The sequence below is a fragment of the Paraburkholderia edwinii genome, assembly GCF_019428685.1.
Taxonomy (GTDB): domain Bacteria; phylum Pseudomonadota; class Gammaproteobacteria; order Burkholderiales; family Burkholderiaceae; genus Paraburkholderia; species Paraburkholderia edwinii.
Window position 1 is genome coordinate 4,252,548 of record NZ_CP080095.1, and the last position, 17,338, is coordinate 4,269,885.

Below are 17,338 nucleotides of genomic sequence, written 5' to 3' on the forward strand. Positions count from 1 at the left end.
TTACTTGGTCTTCGCGGCCTTCGCGAGCGCTTCAACCGCGGTCTTCGTGTCTTCCTGCGAGTTCATGAACTTCGTCACGACGTCGCTGATCGCGCCTGCGGTCGCATCGGCTTGAGCCATGCCGTGAGCGAGCGACGGCACATAGCCACCTGCCTTGATCGCAGCCTGTTCATCCGCGTACGACTTCTTCGCGCAGTCGTCGAACTTGGCCATCGACACACCGAGGCGAACCGGGATCGAGCCCTTGTACAGGCTGAACTGTTCCTGAAAGCCCGGGCTCATGATCGTCTTCGCGAGTGCGAGCTGACCCGGCGTTGCAGCCGATTGGCCCTTCTGCTGGAAGAACACGAACGAGTCGACGTTGAACGTGTAGGCCTTTTCCGTGCCCGGCACTGCTGCGCAGATATAGTCCGAGCCCGACTTCTTGCCCGCGTTCGCGAACTCGCCCTTCGCCCAGTCGCCCATGAACTGCATGCCGGCCTTGCCGTTGATGACCATGGCCGTGGCGAGGTTCCAGTCACGACCCGTACGGCCGCTGTCGAAGTAGCCCTGGATCTTGCGGACCGTGTCGAACACCTGAGCCATTTGCGGCGACGTCAGCGTCTTCTGGTCGAGGTCGACGAGCGCCTTCTTGTAGAAGTCCGCGCCTTGCGACAGCACGACGTCTTCCCACAGCGTCAGGTCTTGCCACGGCTGGCCGCCCATCGCGATCGGCTGAATACCGGCGGCTTTCATCTTGTCGGCCACGGTGAAGAACTCAGCCCACGTGGTCGGTACCTTGCCGCCTGCCTTGTCGAGCGCGGCCTTGTTGATGTACAGCCAGTTGACGCGGTGCACCGAGAACGGCGCGGCCACGTAGTGACCGTCCGCGTGCATGATCTTGTCGATTTCCGGCGGGAGCTCTTTCTTCCAGTCGGTCGCGGCGGAGTCGATATTGACGAGCACGCCTTGCGATGCCCAGTCCTGAATCAGCGGACCCTTGATCTGAGCCGCGCTCGGCGCGTTGCCCGCGATCACCTGGGTCTTCAGTGCGGTCATGGCCGCTGCGCCGGCGCCGCCGGCCACTGCGAAGTCCTTCCAGACGTAACCCTGCTTCTGCAGATCATCCTTCAGCACGCCGATAGCCTTCGATTCGCCGCCCGAGGTCCACCAGTGCAGCACTTCAACCTGTTCGGCCGCTTGCGCTGCAGCGGCGCCACACATCAGACCTGCGGCGCACAGGGCGCCCATGATCGCACGAACTTTCATTGCTTATCTCCTCCAGACACCTGACTTAAACACGTAGAGCCCCTGCTGGACAGGGAGCGGTTATGGTCGAATCAAACAGGCAAACAACCTGATCACTGCGGGAACACTTGCGGAACGAACAGGCATCGACGGGCGCTTCGCTTATTGGCGCGCGCCTGCTAGCCGAAGTCCGGCCGCGGATGCTCAAGAGATGAGTGACTCGGAATGCAAAGAACGTCTCCTCTTTTGCTTTTGTGCCTGCCCGCGTCGCGCGTTGCAGACTCGAGGCGCTTTGACTCCCCCGCACGCCCTTCGTTAAAGCCCTTGATGCCGCGACCGCCTAAGGGTGCGCGCCACATCAAAACGCATTTGTCGATAACATGCCGGGAAGCTTGTTTGACTCGGTGAAAACGCGCATTCCTGCAGGCCCCGCACGCTTTTTTCATCGAATTCACGCTACCTCTTGATTTGGATTGTAGTTAAACTACAATTCAGTGTCAAAAAAAATTTTATCGCACTACGGCCTGCTTTCAGCGCCTTCCAAGGGCATCGCGGAGACACATGCAAACGGATTCCAGTTTCACCTTTGTGCTGTTTGGCGGCACCGGCGATCTGTCGATGCGCAAGATCCTGCCCGCGCTCTATGAAGCGCATCGCGCAGGCATGCTGGCAGCGGGCGGCAAGATCTTTGCGGTGGCGCGTCATATCGATGGCCGCGAGCAATACCTGCAATGGGTCAATGAGCACGTGCGCGCGCATGTGGCCAATGCACAGTTCACGGAAGACACTTGGCTCACGTTCCTCGAACGTATCGAGTTTGTCGCCATCGACCTCGGCAAAGCCGAAGACTTCGTGTTGCTGCGCGATGCGATTGCGAATCTGCCCGGCTGCCGCGTGTTCTATCTGGCAACCGGTCCTTCGCTGTTCGTGCCGATCTGTCGCGCGCTGGCTTCGGTTGGGCTTAACGAGCGTTCGCGCATCGTGCTCGAAAAGCCGTTGGGCTACGACCTGCGTTCGTCGAATGCGATCAACGATGCAGTCGGCGAGATGTTTGCCGAAGAGCAGATTTATCGGATTGACCACTATCTGGGCAAAGAGCCCGTGCAGAACCTGTTGGCGCTGCGTTTCGGCAATGCGCTGTTCGAGCCGCTGTGGCGCCGCGAATGGGTCGAGAGCATTCAGATCACGATTGCCGAAGAACTCGGCGTGGAAGCGCGCGGCGATTTCTACGACAATACGGGCGCCTTGCGCGACATGGTGCAAAACCATTTGCTGCAGCTGCTTTCGATTGTCGCGATGGAACCGCCGCATTCGATGGATTCGGATTCGGTCCGCGATGAAAAGCTGCGCGTGCTGCGCGCGTTGAAGCCGACCGATCCGCGCGATATCAGCCGCGTGGCCGTGCGCGGCCAATATCACGCCGGTGTGATTCGCGGCGCGTCGGTGCCGGCCTATGCGAATGAATCGGGCGTGCGGCCTGACAGCACCACCGAAACCTTCGTCGCGCTCAAAGCGGAAATCGAAAACTGGCGTTGGGCCGGTGTGCCGTTCTTCCTGCGCACGGGCAAGCGTCTGGCCGATCGTGTGGCGGAAATCGTCGTGAACTTCCGCGCCGTGCCGCATTCGGCGCTCGGTGCAACCGCGTTGCGCGCCGGCGCCAATCGTTTGGTCATCCGCTTGCAACCGAACGAAACGATCCGCTTGTACTGCCTCGCGAAAAAGCCCGGCGAAGGGATGAACCTGTCGAGCGTTCACCTCGATCTCGCGTTCGATCAGTTCTTCCGCGAAGGTCAGATGGAAGCGTATCAACGGCTGTTGCTCGATGTGATCAACGGCCGGCTCGCGCTGTTTGTGCGCCGCGACGAGCAGGAAGCCGCGTGGCGCTGGGTCGAGCCTATTCTTAACGAATGGGCTGCGTCGGGCACGAAGCCGAAGCCTTATGCGGCCGGCACGTGGGGCCCGGCGGCGGCCAGCGCGATGCTCGCGCAGCACGGCACCTGCTGGTTAGAGGAAGAGAACTGATTCAAGGCGGCGCTGAGCATCGTGCGTGGCGCCGCCGAGTTTTTGTAACAGAAAAGTGTGCGATTTCCGATGTCATTTATCTCGCTGTTCTTAGACTAAACAAGAAAGCAGCACGGAGGAGAAATCCATGATCCAGCTACATGCTTTCGACGACCAGGCCGCGCAATCCGCTGCCTTGGCTAAAGCCGTGGGCCACGCATTGCAGGCGTCGCTCGCCGCGCAAACCGCCACGCCCGGCGTGAGCGGCGGCCGCGTGACCTTTGCCGTGTCGGGCGGCACGAGCCCGCGTCCATTCCTGCAAACGTTATCCCATGAGCCGTTCGACTGGTCGCGCGTCGACGTGACGCTGGTCGACGACCGGTGGGTGCCCGATAACGACAGCGCCAGCAACTCGCGTCTCGTGCACGAGACGCTGCTGCAGAACGCGGCCGCGAATGCGAGCTATCTGCCGCTCGTCGATACGTCGACCACGTTGGAAGCGCGCGTCGCCGCGTTGAACGGCGACCCGAAACGGCGCGTGCCGAACGTCGCCGTGCTCGGCATGGGCGAAGACGGGCACACCGCGTCGATTTTCGCGGACGCGCCCGAGTGGGACTTCGCGATCACCACGACCGATCACTTCGTCGCCGTGCATCCGGGCAGCGCGCCGCATGCACGCGTGAGCTGGTCGATGTCGGCGTTGAAGAAGGTCGATCATCTGTTCCTGCTGATCGCCGGACCGAAGAAGATGGACGTGTTGAACGAAGCGTCCGCCACCCTGCAAAAAAAAGCCATTTCTCAGCTCGCAAACGACAAGGGGGTAAGACTCGATGTCTACTGGTGTGCAAACTAAAGCTGCCCCGCAAGCGGGCCAGCACGCCGATGGACCGAGGCTTCTCGCCGATGTCGGCGGGACCAATGCGCGATTCGCGCTCGAGACCAGACCGGGGGAGATTTCTCAGGTGCACGTTTATCCGTGTGCCGACTATCCGGGCATCGCGGAAGTCATCAAGAAGTACCTGAAAGATACGAAGATCGGCCGCGTGAATCACGCGGCAGTCGCCATTGCGAATCCGGTCGACGGGGACCAGGTTCGGATGACGAATCATGATTGGCATTTTTCGATCGAAGCGACGCGTCGTGCCTTGGGCTTCGATACGCTGCTGGTGGTCAACGACTTCACCGCGCTTGCGATGGCGTTGCCGGGGTTGACCGATACGCAGCGCGTGCAGGTAGGCGGTGGCACGCGGCGGCCGCATAGCGTAATCGGGCTGCTTGGGCCCGGTACGGGGATGGGCGTGTCCGGTTTGATTCCGGCCGACGACCGGTGGATTGCGCTCGGCAGCGAAGGCGGTCATGCGTCGTTCGCGCCTTCCGATGAGCGCGAAGACCTCGTGCTGCAGTACGCACGCAAGAAGTGGTCGCATGTGTCGTTTGAACGCGTGGCGGCAGGGCCCGGCATCGAGATCATTTATCGTGCGCTGGCGGCTCGCGACAAGAAGCGCGTGCCGTCAACTCTGGATGTGTCGGAAATCTCGAAGCGCGGGCTCGAAGGCGATCCGCTCGCGGCTGAAACGCTCGAAGTGTTCTGCGGCATTCTCGGCACGTTTGCCGGCAATATCGCGGTGACGCTCGGCGCGCTGGGCGGTATCTACATTGGCGGCGGCGTGGTGCCGCGGCTGGGCGAGTTCTTTGAGAAGTCGTCGTTCCGTCAGCGCTTTGAAGCGAAAGGCCGCTTCGAAGACTATCTGAAGAACGTGCCGACGTTTGTGATTACCGCCGAATATCCGGCGTTTCTCGGCGTCTCGGCGATTCTCGCGGAGCAGTTGTCGAATCGCTCGGGCGGCAGTTCTTCTGCTGTGTTCGAACGCATTCGGCAGATGCGCGATGCGCTGACGCCGGCCGAGCGCCGCGTGGCCGATCTCGCTTTGAACCATCCGCGTTCGATCATCAACGATCCAATTGTCGATATCGCGCGCAAGGCCGATGTGAGCCAGCCGACGGTGATTCGCTTCTGCCGGTCGCTGGGCTGCCAGGGCTTGTCCGATTTCAAGCTGAAGCTCGCAACCGGTTTGACCGGCACGATTCCGGTTAGCCATAGCCAGGTGCATCTCGGCGATACGGCAACCGACTTCGGCGCGAAGGTGCTCGATAACACGGTGTCCGCGATTTTGCAGTTGCGCGAGCATCTGAACTTCGATCATGTCGAAACGGCGATCGATCTGCTGAATACCGCGCGACGGATCGAGTTTTATGGGCTCGGTAATTCGAATATCGTCGCGCAGGACGCGCACTACAAGTTCTTCCGCTTTGGCATTCCGACAATTGCTTATGGCGATCTGTATATGCAGGCCGCTTCGGCTGCGTTGCTCGGCAAGGGCGATGTGATTGTCGCGGTGTCGAAGTCCGGTCGCGCGCCTGAGTTGCTGCGTGTGCTCGATGTCGCGATGCAGGCGGGCGCGAAGGTAATCGCGATTACGTCGAGCAATACGCCGCTCGCGAAACGTGCGACCGTCGCGCTCGAAACCGATCACATCGAGATTCGCGATTCGCAGCTTTCGATGATCTCGCGCATCCTGCATCTGCTGATGATCGATATTCTCGCGGTGGGCGTGGCGATTCGTCGTGCGGTGCCGGAAGCAGAAGTGACCGATGCGGTGGCCAAGGCGCGCGACGGTGCGGATGAAGAGACGAGCGCGGTGCTCGACTGGTTGAGTCATGGGGCGGCCGCTACGCCTAAGGACTAAGACCACAGGCTGCGCGTCGTTTCGGAGCGCGCAGCGTTCGTTTGTTAAAAAGCCAACCTCTTGCAGGTTGGCTTTTTGTTTGCGCTCCAAGCTCTAAGCTCTGGCTCTAAGCGTCCACACCCACCACGCTATCGCTCGCCTTCGCTTCCGCAATCAGCCATGAACGCAACGCGGCGATCTTGCGCGAATGCCCTCGCCCATCGGGCAGCACGAGGTAATAAGCGAGATCGTCGCGCTTCAAAGGCGATTCAAATGGCCGCACAAGCAGGCCTGCTTTGACATCGGCGGCAAGCAGTTGCACTTGCCCCATCACCACGCCCATCCCTTGAATCGCAGCCTGATACGCGAGAAACGAATTCTGAAAGATGCCTTTCTGCGCACGCACATGATCGTCGAGATCCGCGCGTCCTTGCGCGTGCAACCAATCGAGCCAATCGCGTTTCCGGTAACGCGATTGCAATAGCCGATGCTTTTTCAAGTCGTCGATCGACTTGATGCGCGGCCCCTGCTTGAGCAGAGCCGGACTGCACATCGGTTCGATCACATCCGCAAACAGAAATTCGCTCGATGCGCCGGGCCAATTGCCGTCGCCGATCTGAATCGCCGCGTCGATGTCCTGCTTGTTGAAGTTGACGGGCGATACGGTGGTGCTGATTTCGATGGTAATGGTCGGATAGCGTTCTTCGAAGCGATGCAGACGCTGCATCAGCCATTTGGCCGCGAACGTCGCATAGACGCATAGGCGGAGCGGCTGTCCATCAGCCGAGCCTTTTAGCGTGGCTGTTGCACTTGAAATGGCATCGAATGCGGGACCGATCTGCGCGAAGTAGCGCTCGCCGACCGTAGTGAGCACGACGCCGCGTGGCCCGCGCTCGAATAGTTCGACCCCGAGATACGCCTCGAGCGTCGCGAGTTGCCGGCTCACCGCGGAGTGCGTAACCGACAGTTCCGCCGCGGCGCGCGTGAGGCTGCCGAGCCGTGCGACGGCATCGAACACATGCAGCGGATTGAGCGGCGGGACCGGACGCATGGAGGAGCTGTGACTAAAACTCACAGCAACTTACGCTATACGAAGTGCCCTGTCAAACCGCGACCTGAAACAATTTAGCCGCATTCCCTTCGACTCTCAGACGACGCGCGCGTCGCGGATAAGCAATGGATTTTCAACTGACAGAATCACAACAGGCGTTTAGCGATGCAGTACGTCGCTTCGCGCACGACCGTCTCAAGGAAGGCGCGCTGCAGCGCGCGCATCAACGCGGCTTCCCGTTCGAGACCGCGCGTCAGCTCGCGGAACAAGGCTTGCTCGGCATCACCGTCAGCGAGGAAGATGGCGGCCAGGGCGGCACGTTGATGGACGCGGTGATCGCGATTCAGGAGGTCGCGCTGGCGTGCCCACGCAGTGCGGATATCGTGCAGTCCGGCAATTTCGGGCCGATTCGTACCTTCGTCGAATATGCAACGGCCGAGCAGAAGCAGCGCTTTCTGCGCGACCTGCTGCTAGGCCGCAAGGTGATTTCGCTTGGCATGACCGAACCCGGTGCGGGCTCCGCAGTCACGCAGCTCACGACCACCGCGCGCAAGGAAGGCGATGAGTACGTGCTGAATGGCACGAAAGTGTTTTCGACGCATAGCCCCGACGCAGACCTGTTTCTGATCTATTGCCGCTTTGGTCCGGGCCTCGACAACATCGGTTCGGTGCTGATCGAAAAAGGCACACCGGGCTTTACGGTCGGCCAGCCGTCGAGCTTTATGAGCGGCGAGGAATGGTCACAGCTTTATATGGAAGAGTGCCGCATTCCCGCTGAAAACCTGCTGCTTGGGCCTGGTGGGTTCAAGAAACAGATGTCGGGCTTTAACGTCGAGCGGATCGGCAATGCGTCGCGTGCGCTTGCGCTGGGCCGCTATGCGTTCAATGCAGCCAGGGAACATGCGTTGATGCGCGAACAGTTTGGACGCCCGCTATGCGAGTTTCAAGGCATTCAATGGAAGTTCGCCGAGATGGCAATCAAGCTCGAAGCCGCGCAACTGCTGCTCTACCGCGCGGCGTCGCAACCTGACGGCGCGTTGCCGTCGGCTTACGATACAGCCGTAGCAAAGGCACATTGCAATCTGACCGGCTGGGAAGTGGCGAACGAAGCGTTGCAGGTGATGGGCGGCCTCGGCTATAGCCAGGAGGCGCTCGTTGAGTATTGCGTGCGGCGCACGCGCGGCTGGATGATCGCGGGCGGCTCGATCGAAATGTTGAAGAATCGCATTGCGGAGTGCGTATTCGAACGGCGCTTCGATCAGCGTAAATCCTGAGCACCATAAGGCATCACCACAAGGCATCACAACCATGGCAAGCGAAGTGAATCGCAATCGGCCCACGCTTCATCTCGTGCAGCCCGATGAACGCGGCGCGCAAGACAAGCGTAACGACAACGATGCGGACAGCGACACGTTTCGCCGCGATACGCTCAGACATGCACTGCTAGCACCGCGCAGTGTCGCGCTGATCGGCCAGTCGGACGATGCATCGAAAACGACGGGCCGTCCGTTGCGCTTTTTGCGGCAGGCCGGTTACGCGGGCCGCGTGTATCCGGTGAACCCCAAGCGCGATACGGTGCTTGGCGAACGCGCATGGCCGTCGCTCGATGCACTGCCGGAAGCGCCGGATCACGCGTATATCCTGACGCCGACCGATATGGCGATCGACGCGCTCGAGGCTTGCGCGAAACGCGGGATACCGGTTGCGACCGTGCTGGCCGCGGGCTTTTCCGAAACCGGCGCCGTGGGCGCGGCGCGTGAAGCGCGTGTGGCGCGGATTGTGAAGGAAACCGGCATACGTGTGCTGGGGCCGAGTTGCCTCGGTATGGTCAATCTGCACGAAAAGCTGACGTTGACCGCGAATGCCGCGTTTGCGGAACCGGATTTGCCGGTTGGCGGCATCTTCGCGGCTTCGCATAGCGGCAGCATGATCGGTGCATTGGTGTCGCGTGGCAAGGCGCGCGGTATTGGATATGCGGGGCTTGTGTCGGTGGGCAACGAAGTCGACTTGAGTCTTGGTGAGATTTGCAGCGCAACGCTCGATGATCCACGTATCACCGGTTACATGCTATTTCTTGAAACGCTGCGGCATGCCAACGCATTGCGGCGCTTTGCGTTCGAAGCCGCGCAACGCGGCAAACCGGTGATTGCTTATAAGCTCGGACGGTCGAGCGCGGCTGCTGAGCTTGCGGTATCGCATACCGGCGCGCTGGCGGGTGAAGATGATATTGCCGACGCGTTTTTGAAGGACTGTGGGATCGCTCGCGTCGGCACGCTTGAAGCGCTGTTTGAAGGGCTGCCGTTGCTGGCGAGCATGGCAGCGCCGAAGGCGCGATCGGGTTCAAGCGTGGGTTGCGGCTCGCGTTCGAAGTCAGCCACCGCTGCCGCTTCGCGTGCAGGTTTGGACTCGCGCTCAGGTGCGGATGCCACTTCGCGCGCCAATTCGACCACGCGCGATGGCGCAGCTTTGACCAATCGCAACAAAGCCGCTGCGGCCGCCGGCGACAGCACCGCACACCTTCCGCCCCGCGCGCCACGCGTCGCGGTCGTCACGACAACAGGCGGCGGCGCCGCGATGGTCGTCGATCAACTCGGCGTGCGCGGCATCAGCGTGGAGGCGCCGAGCGCCGACACGCACGCGCGGCTCGCCGAAGCCGGCGTCGAAGCAGCGCCCGGCAGAATCGTCGACTTGACGCTAGCGGGCGTGCGCTACGACGTGATGAGCGCTGCGCTTCGCGTGCTGCGCACCGCGCCGGAGTTCGACCTCGTGATTGCCGTGGCCGGATCGTCCGCGCGCTTCAATCCGGATCTGCTGGTGCGGCCGATTATCGATAGCGCTCAAGAGCAGCGCGATAACTTGTGCCCGCTCGCATCGTTTATCGTGCCCGACGCGCCGCTTGCACTCGCCGAGTTGACGCAAGCGGGCGTGCCCTGCTTTCGCACGCCGGAAGCGTGTGCCGATGCAGTCGAAGCCGCGTTTGCACGCCGTGCGCCCGCGACGCCGCTTGCGGATGCGTCCGCTAGCGCCATGCAATGGCAAGCGGCGCACAGCAGCGACGGCAACGGCAACGATAATGGCAAGGCCTATGTGCTAGACGAACTCGACGCCTATACGTTGCTCTGCGACGTCGGCCTCACCGCGCCGCGCTGCATCACGCTCGATGCCGCGCAACCGCGCTTGCCCGACAGCAGCAGCGATACGATCCCCTATCCCGTTGTCGCAAAGGTTTTGTCGGCGGCATTGCCGCACAAATCCGATGTGGGCGGCGTCGTGTTGAACATTCCCGATGACGCGCACCTGCTCGCCGCCGTCGAAACGATCCGGCAACGCGTCGCGGCAAGCGGCGCTGGCGTACCTGTCGAACGCATCCTCGTGCAGCCGATGGTGCACGGCATCGGCGAAGTGCTGATCGGCTATCGCGTCGACGCGCAAGTCGGCCCGATCGTGATGCTCGCCGCGGGCGGCGTGCTGACCGAAATCTACCGCGACCGCGCATTGCGTCTGGCACCGATCGACCGCTCCACCGCGTTCGAGATGATCGACGAAGTGCACGCACTGCGAGCGCTTGGCGGCTATCGCGGCAAGCCGCGCGGCGATCTCGATGCCTTGGCCGATGCGCTCGTCGCGCTATCGCAACTCGCCACCAGGCCCGCCCTGCGTGTGCTCGAAGCCGAGATCAACCCGTTGATCGTGCGCGCCGAAGGCGAAGGCGTCGTACCCGTCGACGCCCTGGTGCGCGTCGCAGCATCGATGCGCAACGTATGAGACGATTAAGGCATCGATAACGCACTCTTTCCTGCAGCATGGCCGACCTTATTTCTGTCCCCGCGGCGGCTTTGGCCGAAGGCCGCGCAACGCTCGCGCGACTCGATGCGCGCGCGACGCATCATCGCTATCGCCTCGCTTCCGGTGTGCGCGTGGTGTGGCGCGCATTCGGCAGCGGCAAGCCGCTGGTGCTCATGCACGGCGGACATGGCAGCTGGACGCATTGGGTTCGCAACATCGAAGCGCTCGCCGCCATCCGCGCGGTATGGGTGCCCGATTTGCCCGGCTACGGCGATTCGGATGCATTGCCGCTAGGCGCCGATTTCGAAGCATTCCTTGCGGCCACGCTCGAATCGATTGATGGCTTGGTCGGCGCATCGACGGAAATCGATCTGGGCGGCTTTTCGTTTGGCGGCGTCGTTGCGTCGACGCTTGCGTGCCGCAGGCCCGTGGGCAAGCTCGCGCTCGTCGGCAGCGCGGGGCATGGCGGCAAGCGGCGCCAGCAGCGCGAGTTGCTGAACTGGAAAAAGGTCGAAGCGGAAGACGAACGTCGCGCGCTATTCGATGCGAACCTGAAATCGTTCATGCTGTATGCCCCCGGCAACGCCGATTCGCTCGCGTTGACCGTCTACGAAGAGGCATGCCTGAAGACGCGCTTTCGCAGCAAGGATGTGTCGCTGGCGAATACGCTCGGGCCGCTGCTCAAAACCGCCGATGTCGATCCGCTGCTGCTGTGGGGCACGCACGATGTCACCGCAGCGGACCCGCAGGCGTTTTCGGATCAACTGCATGCGCAAGGCGTTCGGCACCGGTTCGGGCTAGTGGCGAACGCAGGGCACTGGGCCCAGTTCGAAGCGGCCGACGAGGTAAACCGGCGCGTGATCGAATATCTGTCCGAAGCGCGTGAAGCGGGCGAAGCGGACAAAGCCAGCGCCTAACCGCTGTGCTGTGAGTTTTTGGAACACGACTGTGCGCGATTCGAAGTAGTAGGCACGCGTCGAACCCAACAGAATGTATTGAAGGCCGGATAGTCGGTCACTCCGCCTGACACCCGGCTATAGACCGGCGCGAGCCGCGCAACGCAATGCTCGGCGATACATTCAACTGGGATCGGACCAGGCATTGAAGCGCCACCTCCGATCGACAGGAGGCGACAACGTGTCTTACCAGGAATTCACGGCCGATTCCGTCCACGAGGCGCGCCGCGACAATGTCATCCGCGCGCGCGTTGCCGGATGCGCGGGTCATGCGATCGAATGGTTCGACTTTTCGATCTACGCGAACTTCGCGATCTTCTTCGGCCGTCAACTTTTTCCATCGACGGATCAGACGTCTGCACTGCTCGCCGCATTCGGCGTCTATGCGATCGGCTTTGTCATGCGTCCCGCGGGCGGATGGCTGCTCGGCGTGTATGCGGATCGACACGGCCGCCGCGCCGCGCTCGCGCTCTCTGTGACGATGATGTCGATCGGCTCGCTGGTGATGGCATTACTGCCCACTTACGCGGCAATCGGCCTCGCCGCGCCGGTGCTCGCGACGCTCGCTCGTCTGCTGCAAGGACTTTCCGTCGGTGGCGAATTTGCCGCCGCCTGTTCGTTTCTCGCTGAAACGGCGCCTAAAAACCGGCGCGGTTTTCACGGCAGTTTTCTGTTCTTCGGCACTGGCGTCGGCCTGATTTGCGCGTCCGGCATGACGTGGCTGCTTAGCCGCTTGCTCGATCATGCGCAGATGGTGTCGTTCGGCTGGCGCATTCCGTTTCTGGTCGGCGCACTCGGCAGCCTGCTCGCGTTCTGGATCCGGATGCGTGTCGGCGAAACCGAAGCGTTTACCAAGGCGCAGCGCAAACATGGCGACACGCAAGCGTCGTTGCGTCTGCTGTTCACGCAATACGGCAAGCAATTGTGGACGCTCGTGGGTATCAGCATTCTTGGGGCGTTCAGCTTTTACCTGTTTATCGTCTATGTGCCGGTGTATGCGATTCATCGCAGCGGCGCCGCGCCTGCAGTGGCCTATGCGGCGAGTACCGTGAGCCTCATTGTTTTTACCGCGGTGCAGCCGTTGTTCGGCATGCTGTCGGACCGCTTCGGACGGCGTCCGCAGATGATCGTGATGGCGGCGGCTTATGTGGTGTTTCTGTACCCCGTCGTGCTCTCGACGGGCAGCACGTTCTGGAGCATTCTGCCGGTCGAGCTATTCGGCACGCTGTTTTACGCGCTTTTCACGGCGATTGCGCCCGCAGTGTTCGCCGAGCTGTTCGGCACCGAAGTGCGTTCGCTCGGCATCGGGCTGCCGTTCAATCTCGTCGTCGCGCTGCTCGGCGGTACGACGCCCTATCTGATGACGTGGCTGCAAAGCCACGGGCATGAGCGATGGTTTCTCGTCTACGTGTGCGTCGGCTCGGCGGTGAGTCTGATCACCTATGTGCTGATGAAGGAAACCGCGCATATCGCGTTGCGCGATCATGACCATGACTAGCCGCGTTCGTTGATGGTCCGATGAAGGTTCCGCGCCCACCGCTTCCGTTCAGTTGTTGTTAGGTACTTATCCAGGCATTCGCCTCGAACAAACCATGATCCTCGAACAATTCGCCAGCTACGTTGCCGATGAAGCTCGGCGCGACCTGTCACCGGAGACAAAGCACGCGGCCAAACGCGTGTTGATCGACTGGTTCTCTGCGCTGTTTCCCGGCACGCGCGTGAGCCCTGCGACGAACCTTGTGCGCGCGCACGCGGCAGAACTCGGCACCGGCACATCGAGCTTGCCCGGCTTCGCGACCACCGCGCATGCCGCACTGGCCGCGTGGATCAACGGCAGCGCCTCGCATGCAGTCGAATTCGACGACATCTTTCGCGACGCTGTCTATCATCCGGGCTGCCCGGTGATTGCCGCGGCACTCGCGCTTGCTGAGCAGCAAAATGCGACGGGCGAGGCGCTGCTCAAAGCGATCACGGCCGGCTATGAAGTTTCGACGCGCATCGGCGCTGCAATTCAACCCGCCCACTATCGCTACTTTCATACGACGGGCACGGCCGGTTCGTTTGGCTCCGCTGCCGCCAGCGCAGCACTGATGGATGCCGGCTCCGCGCCCGTCGCGCTGCATGCGCTCGCAACATCAGCCACGTTCGCATCGGGCCTGCAGCAGGCATTCCGCTCTGACGCAATGACGAAGGCCCTGCACGCAGGACACGCGGCATGGGTCGGCGTGATGTCGGCGCAAGGGGCAGCGGCAGGCGTGACCGGCGTCGCGGATATGCTCGAAGGCGATGCAGGTTTTGGTGCGGCAATGTGCGGCTCGCCCGATTGGTCGGGCGTAACGGACGGTCTTGGCGAGCGGTACAACATCGAACGCATCACGCAGAAAAATCACGGCTGCTGCGGACACACGTTCGCCGCGATCGACGCCGCGTTAGCCATCGTTGACGAACACAAGGTCACGCCGCGCGATATCCGTTCGATCACGGTGCGCACGTATCGGGCGGCGCTGGACGTTGCAGGCATTCGCGAGCCGCGCTCGGCGTTCGAAGCGAAGTTCAGCCTTTACTATGTGCTCGCGCATGCGGTGCTGTACGGCGCGGTGCGTCTCAATGCATTCAGCGCGGCGCGACTCGAAGACCGTGCGTTGCGCGAGTTGATGACGAAGGTGCACGTCGAAGCAGACGCAGAGCTCACGGAGAAATTTCCGCGCATGCGAGCGGCACGCGTTGAAATCGCGCTCGAAGACGGCACGAAGCTCCAGCATTTCGCGCCCTACCGTCGCGGCGATCCGGAAGCGCCGTTGACGGACGCGGAACTTGAGGGCAAGTTTATCGAGCTGTCGGAACCGGTGATTGGTTCGCGCGCGGCAAAGGATTTGCTCGCGGCGTTATGGCGTATTGATAGCAGTACGCCGCGTGAACTGGGACTGGCGAGGCTAAGCGCGGCGCAAGCGGCTGCGGCATAAGCCTGGTTTGTTGCGCTGGCCTGGCCGCCGGTTGCCGGTTGCCGGTTGCCGGTTGCCGGTTGCCGGTTGCCGGTTGCCGGTTGCCGGTTGCCGGTTGCCGGTTGCCGGTTGCCGGTTGCCGGTTGCCGGTTGCCGCTTGCCGGTCGCCGCTTGCCGGTCGCCGCTTGCTGGATGCCGCCTGCTGGATGCCGCTTGACGGATACCAGTGGACGCTCATCGGTTGCTAGCGCCTCGCCCCGCCTTAGCCACGCAGCCGCGCGACCATTACCTCGCTTGCGCCGCCGCAACCGGCCGCGCATGCCACCGCACTATCAACACCCGCCCGAGATAACAAAGCAAACCGCAGACGGCGATCGTCACGCCCATCCCTTGTGGCGACCCGTCGCGCCACAACCCGACCGCGAGACTCGCCAGCGCGCCGAACCCGAACTGCACCGCGCCGAACAATGCCGCAGCCGCGCCCGCGCTAGTCGGATACCGATGCATAAGGTCCGTCACGCAATTCGCCGACAACAGCCCCACCATACTGACGACGAAGAACAAGCCAAACACGATCGACCACAACCCGCCCCACCCGGTCAGACACACCAGCGCGACGAATAGCGACGCAACGCAACTGACCGTCCCCGCGACAACGATGATCCGCACCGGCCCATGCCGCCCGACCATCCGCGTATTGATGAAATTGCCGCCCATGATGCCGATGATATTGAGGCCGAACAGAAAACCGTAGTGCTGCGCGGACACATGGAAGTAGTCGATATAAACGAACGGCGTCGCGGTGATATACGAAAACATCGATGCGAACGCCATCCCGCCGCACAGCAAATGTCCCCAAGCCACCGGGTCTTTCAGCAGCGTCCCGTATGCCGCGAACGACTTCAGCAGCGCTGAATTCGCGCGCTTCTCACGCGGCCATGTTTCCGGCACGCGTAAAAACGCGGTGACAGCACAAAATGCGCCGAACAGCGTCAGCACGATAAACACGACGCGCCAGCCGCCGAGCAACAGCAACTGCCCACCGATCAGCGGCGCGAGCAGCGGCCCGACCGACGTCACGATCGCCATCATCGACATCACGCGCGCCGCTTCGGCCGGCTCGTGCGCATCGCGCGCAATCGCACGCGCAAGCACCGATGCGGCGCCCGCGCCCAGCGCCTGCACAAAGCGGAACACGACGAGTGAGCCGATCGAGAACGACAGCGCGCAGGCAATGGTCGAGAGCACATACATGATGATGCCGCCGAGCAGCACCGGCCGCCTGCCGAGCGAATCGGAGAGCGGCCCGTACAGCAGCATGCCGATCGAAAAACCGAACATGAAGCTCGTCAGCGTGGTCTGTGCGGCGCTTGCGGTGATGGAGAACGCCTGCGTGAGCGACGGCAGGCTCGGCAAATACATGTCGATTGAAATCGGCCCGCAGGCGGCGAGCGCGCCAAGCAGCAGAATCAGCCGGAAATCAGGCCGGCCTTTGATGGGGTGGGACATGGAATGTCAAGTGAAGCGCTAGATGACGCGTGATGCGGCTCGCCTGCATCTCCGCAAATCCACAGACAAACAAAATTGGATGCGGATGCAACGAACGGCGAGTGACGGTGTAGCGGATTCGTAATTGTATCTGACGCGAAGTCGAAAGCTATTTCGCTTCGCTTGCCGCAACGGCGGCGGCAAGGGCATGCCGAGTTAGCGCCGGTGCTTTCGGTTAAGCTCCGGCTTCGACGACGCCGCTTGGCGTGTGCCCGCCGCTTCGTACTTTCACTGCTCGGCGTCGGCGTCCCCCTGGCTTCGCCTTCGCCGCATCACTGCATCACCTATTCGTCGACAGAAACCATCATGACCGCCTTCCTGCTGATCTGGAGCCCCAAGAAGTGGCCTTGGCCCGAATTGCCCGATATTGCGAAACGCGTCGCGGCCGGCGAAGCGGTCACCGACGTCTGGGGCTGCGGCGTCGCGCGCAGCATCCTGCCCGGCGATCGGGTGTTCGTGCATCGCGTCGCGCAGGAGCCGAAGGGGCTGTTCGCGTCCGGCTATGTGACGCGCGCGCCGTATGAGGTGCCCGATGAGGCGAGCAAGCGCGGCCACCGGCTGTGCATCGATTTCGTCTACGACTGGCTCGTCGATGCGCACACGGACGTGGTAATCCCGCGCGACGCGTTGCGCACGCATCCGTTTTCCGTGCAAACGTGGGACGCGCAGAGTTCGGGCACGTCAATCAAGCCGATGGTGGAAGGCGCGCTCGAGAAGCGCTGGAAGGAACTGACCGGCTCGCGCGCCCGGCCAGCGATCGCGGCAATGGCGGCGTTATCCGGCGTGACGGGAACAGGAATGCCCCCCGCCACCGACCTCGCGCCGCCGAAACCCGCGCAATCGACCAAAGCCTCCGCGCATGCGGCGGCAAAAAAGCGGGTCAGGCCGGCCGCGTCGACGCGGCAGAAAAGCGGCCAATAAGCGTCAAACCCCGCGCCATGCCGCCACAGGCCGATCCGGCGCGAGTCCGGTACAATTTCACGCAACCATTGAGCCGCCGCGGCCCGCCCGCATCACAAGGCGTGCCGGCCGCCGGCTCTGATCGCGGCGCCACGGGTGCTTGATACGTACCGGCGCATAACAGCGCTTAACGGCGCGTAT

General features: G+C 62.3%; 11 protein-coding genes and 1 pseudogene. 9 read left to right on the forward strand and 3 right to left on the reverse strand.

What is annotated here, in order from left to right:
- Nucleotides 1-1,248, reverse strand: a complete 1,248-nt coding sequence (locus KZJ38_RS18830) for an ABC transporter substrate-binding protein (RefSeq protein ID WP_219797682.1) — start codon at nucleotides 1,246-1,248, stop codon at nucleotides 1-3.
- Between the two features lie 540 nt (nucleotides 1,249-1,788).
- Here KZJ38_RS18830 and zwf point away from each other — a divergent pair.
- From zwf to KZJ38_RS18845, 3 genes and pseudogenes are all read left to right on the forward strand, one after another.
- On the forward strand, nucleotides 1,789-3,249 hold the full coding sequence (gene zwf / locus KZJ38_RS18835) for a glucose-6-phosphate dehydrogenase (RefSeq protein WP_219797683.1): 1,461 nt from the start codon (nucleotides 1,789-1,791) through the stop codon (nucleotides 3,247-3,249).
- Between the two features lie 123 nt (nucleotides 3,250-3,372).
- Nucleotides 3,373-4,081 (forward strand): annotated as a pseudogene (gene pgl / locus KZJ38_RS18840) (6-phosphogluconolactonase).
- Entirely contained in the window at nucleotides 4,059-5,975 is a 1,917-nt protein-coding gene (locus KZJ38_RS18845) for a bifunctional transcriptional regulator/glucokinase (RefSeq protein ID WP_219797685.1), read from the forward strand. Before pgl ends, KZJ38_RS18845 begins: the two are co-directional and overlap by 23 nt.
- A 106-nt stretch (nucleotides 5,976-6,081) precedes the next feature.
- On the opposite strand, the gene gcvA is transcribed toward KZJ38_RS18845, so the two are convergent.
- Nucleotides 6,082-7,005, reverse strand: a complete 924-nt coding sequence (gcvA, locus tag KZJ38_RS18850; RefSeq protein ID WP_219797686.1) for a transcriptional regulator GcvA — start codon at nucleotides 7,003-7,005, stop codon at nucleotides 6,082-6,084.
- Between the two features lie 125 nt (nucleotides 7,006-7,130).
- Here gcvA and KZJ38_RS18855 point away from each other — a divergent pair, with 125 nt between their 5' ends.
- The 5 genes from KZJ38_RS18855 (at nucleotide 7,131) to KZJ38_RS18875 (ending at nucleotide 14,710) form a co-directional block, all read left to right on the forward strand.
- Nucleotides 7,131-8,279: an acyl-CoA dehydrogenase family protein gene (locus tag KZJ38_RS18855; RefSeq protein WP_219797687.1), complete on the forward strand. Its 1,149-nt coding sequence runs from the start codon at nucleotides 7,131-7,133 to the stop codon at nucleotides 8,277-8,279.
- Between the two features lie 34 nt (nucleotides 8,280-8,313).
- Nucleotides 8,314-10,770 (forward strand): acetate--CoA ligase family protein, encoded by a 2,457-nt coding sequence (locus KZJ38_RS18860; protein WP_219797688.1) that lies wholly within the window; start codon nucleotides 8,314-8,316, stop codon nucleotides 10,768-10,770.
- 38 nt (nucleotides 10,771-10,808) lie between these two features.
- Nucleotides 10,809-11,708, forward strand: coding sequence for an alpha/beta fold hydrolase (locus KZJ38_RS18865; protein WP_219797689.1), 900 nt, complete (start codon nucleotides 10,809-10,811; stop codon nucleotides 11,706-11,708).
- Between the two features lie 220 nt (nucleotides 11,709-11,928).
- On the forward strand, nucleotides 11,929-13,245 hold the full coding sequence (locus KZJ38_RS18870; protein ID WP_246641553.1) for an MFS transporter: 1,317 nt from the start codon (nucleotides 11,929-11,931) through the stop codon (nucleotides 13,243-13,245).
- 94 nt (nucleotides 13,246-13,339) lie between these two features.
- Nucleotides 13,340-14,710 carry an MmgE/PrpD family protein gene (locus KZJ38_RS18875; protein ID WP_219797690.1) on the forward strand — a complete coding sequence of 457 codons (1,371 nt, stop codon included), beginning with the start codon at nucleotides 13,340-13,342 and terminating at the stop codon, nucleotides 14,708-14,710.
- Between the two features lie 264 nt (nucleotides 14,711-14,974).
- On the opposite strand, the gene KZJ38_RS18880 is transcribed toward KZJ38_RS18875, so the two are convergent.
- Nucleotides 14,975-16,198, reverse strand: coding sequence for a Bcr/CflA family multidrug efflux MFS transporter (locus KZJ38_RS18880; RefSeq protein ID WP_219797691.1), 1,224 nt, complete (start codon nucleotides 16,196-16,198; stop codon nucleotides 14,975-14,977).
- Between the two features lie 345 nt (nucleotides 16,199-16,543).
- Between KZJ38_RS18880 and KZJ38_RS18885 the strand changes: the two genes are divergently transcribed.
- Entirely contained in the window at nucleotides 16,544-17,158 is a 615-nt protein-coding gene (locus tag KZJ38_RS18885; RefSeq protein ID WP_219797692.1) for a hypothetical protein, read from the forward strand.
- The last annotated feature ends 180 nt before the right edge of the window (nucleotides 17,159-17,338 follow it).

Coding starts and splice junctions, on each gene's coding strand:
- KZJ38_RS18830 (WP_219797682.1), bottom strand. CDS start 1,248: ATGAAAGTTCGTGCGATCATGGGCGCCCTGTGCGCCGCAGGTCTGATG.
- zwf (WP_219797683.1), top strand. CDS start 1,789: ATGCAAACGGATTCCAGTTTCACCTTTGTGCTGTTTGGCGGCACCGGC.
- KZJ38_RS18845 (WP_219797685.1), top strand. CDS start 4,059: ATGTCTACTGGTGTGCAAACTAAAGCTGCCCCGCAAGCGGGCCAGCAC.
- gcvA (WP_219797686.1), bottom strand. CDS start 7,005: ATGCGTCCGGTCCCGCCGCTCAATCCGCTGCATGTGTTCGATGCCGTC.
- KZJ38_RS18855 (WP_219797687.1), top strand. CDS start 7,131: ATGGATTTTCAACTGACAGAATCACAACAGGCGTTTAGCGATGCAGTA.
- KZJ38_RS18860 (WP_219797688.1), top strand. CDS start 8,314: ATGGCAAGCGAAGTGAATCGCAATCGGCCCACGCTTCATCTCGTGCAG.
- KZJ38_RS18865 (WP_219797689.1), top strand. CDS start 10,809: ATGGCCGACCTTATTTCTGTCCCCGCGGCGGCTTTGGCCGAAGGCCGC.
- KZJ38_RS18875 (WP_219797690.1), top strand. CDS start 13,340: ATGATCCTCGAACAATTCGCCAGCTACGTTGCCGATGAAGCTCGGCGC.
- KZJ38_RS18880 (WP_219797691.1), bottom strand. CDS start 16,198: ATGTCCCACCCCATCAAAGGCCGGCCTGATTTCCGGCTGATTCTGCTG.
- KZJ38_RS18885 (WP_219797692.1), top strand. CDS start 16,544: ATGACCGCCTTCCTGCTGATCTGGAGCCCCAAGAAGTGGCCTTGGCCC.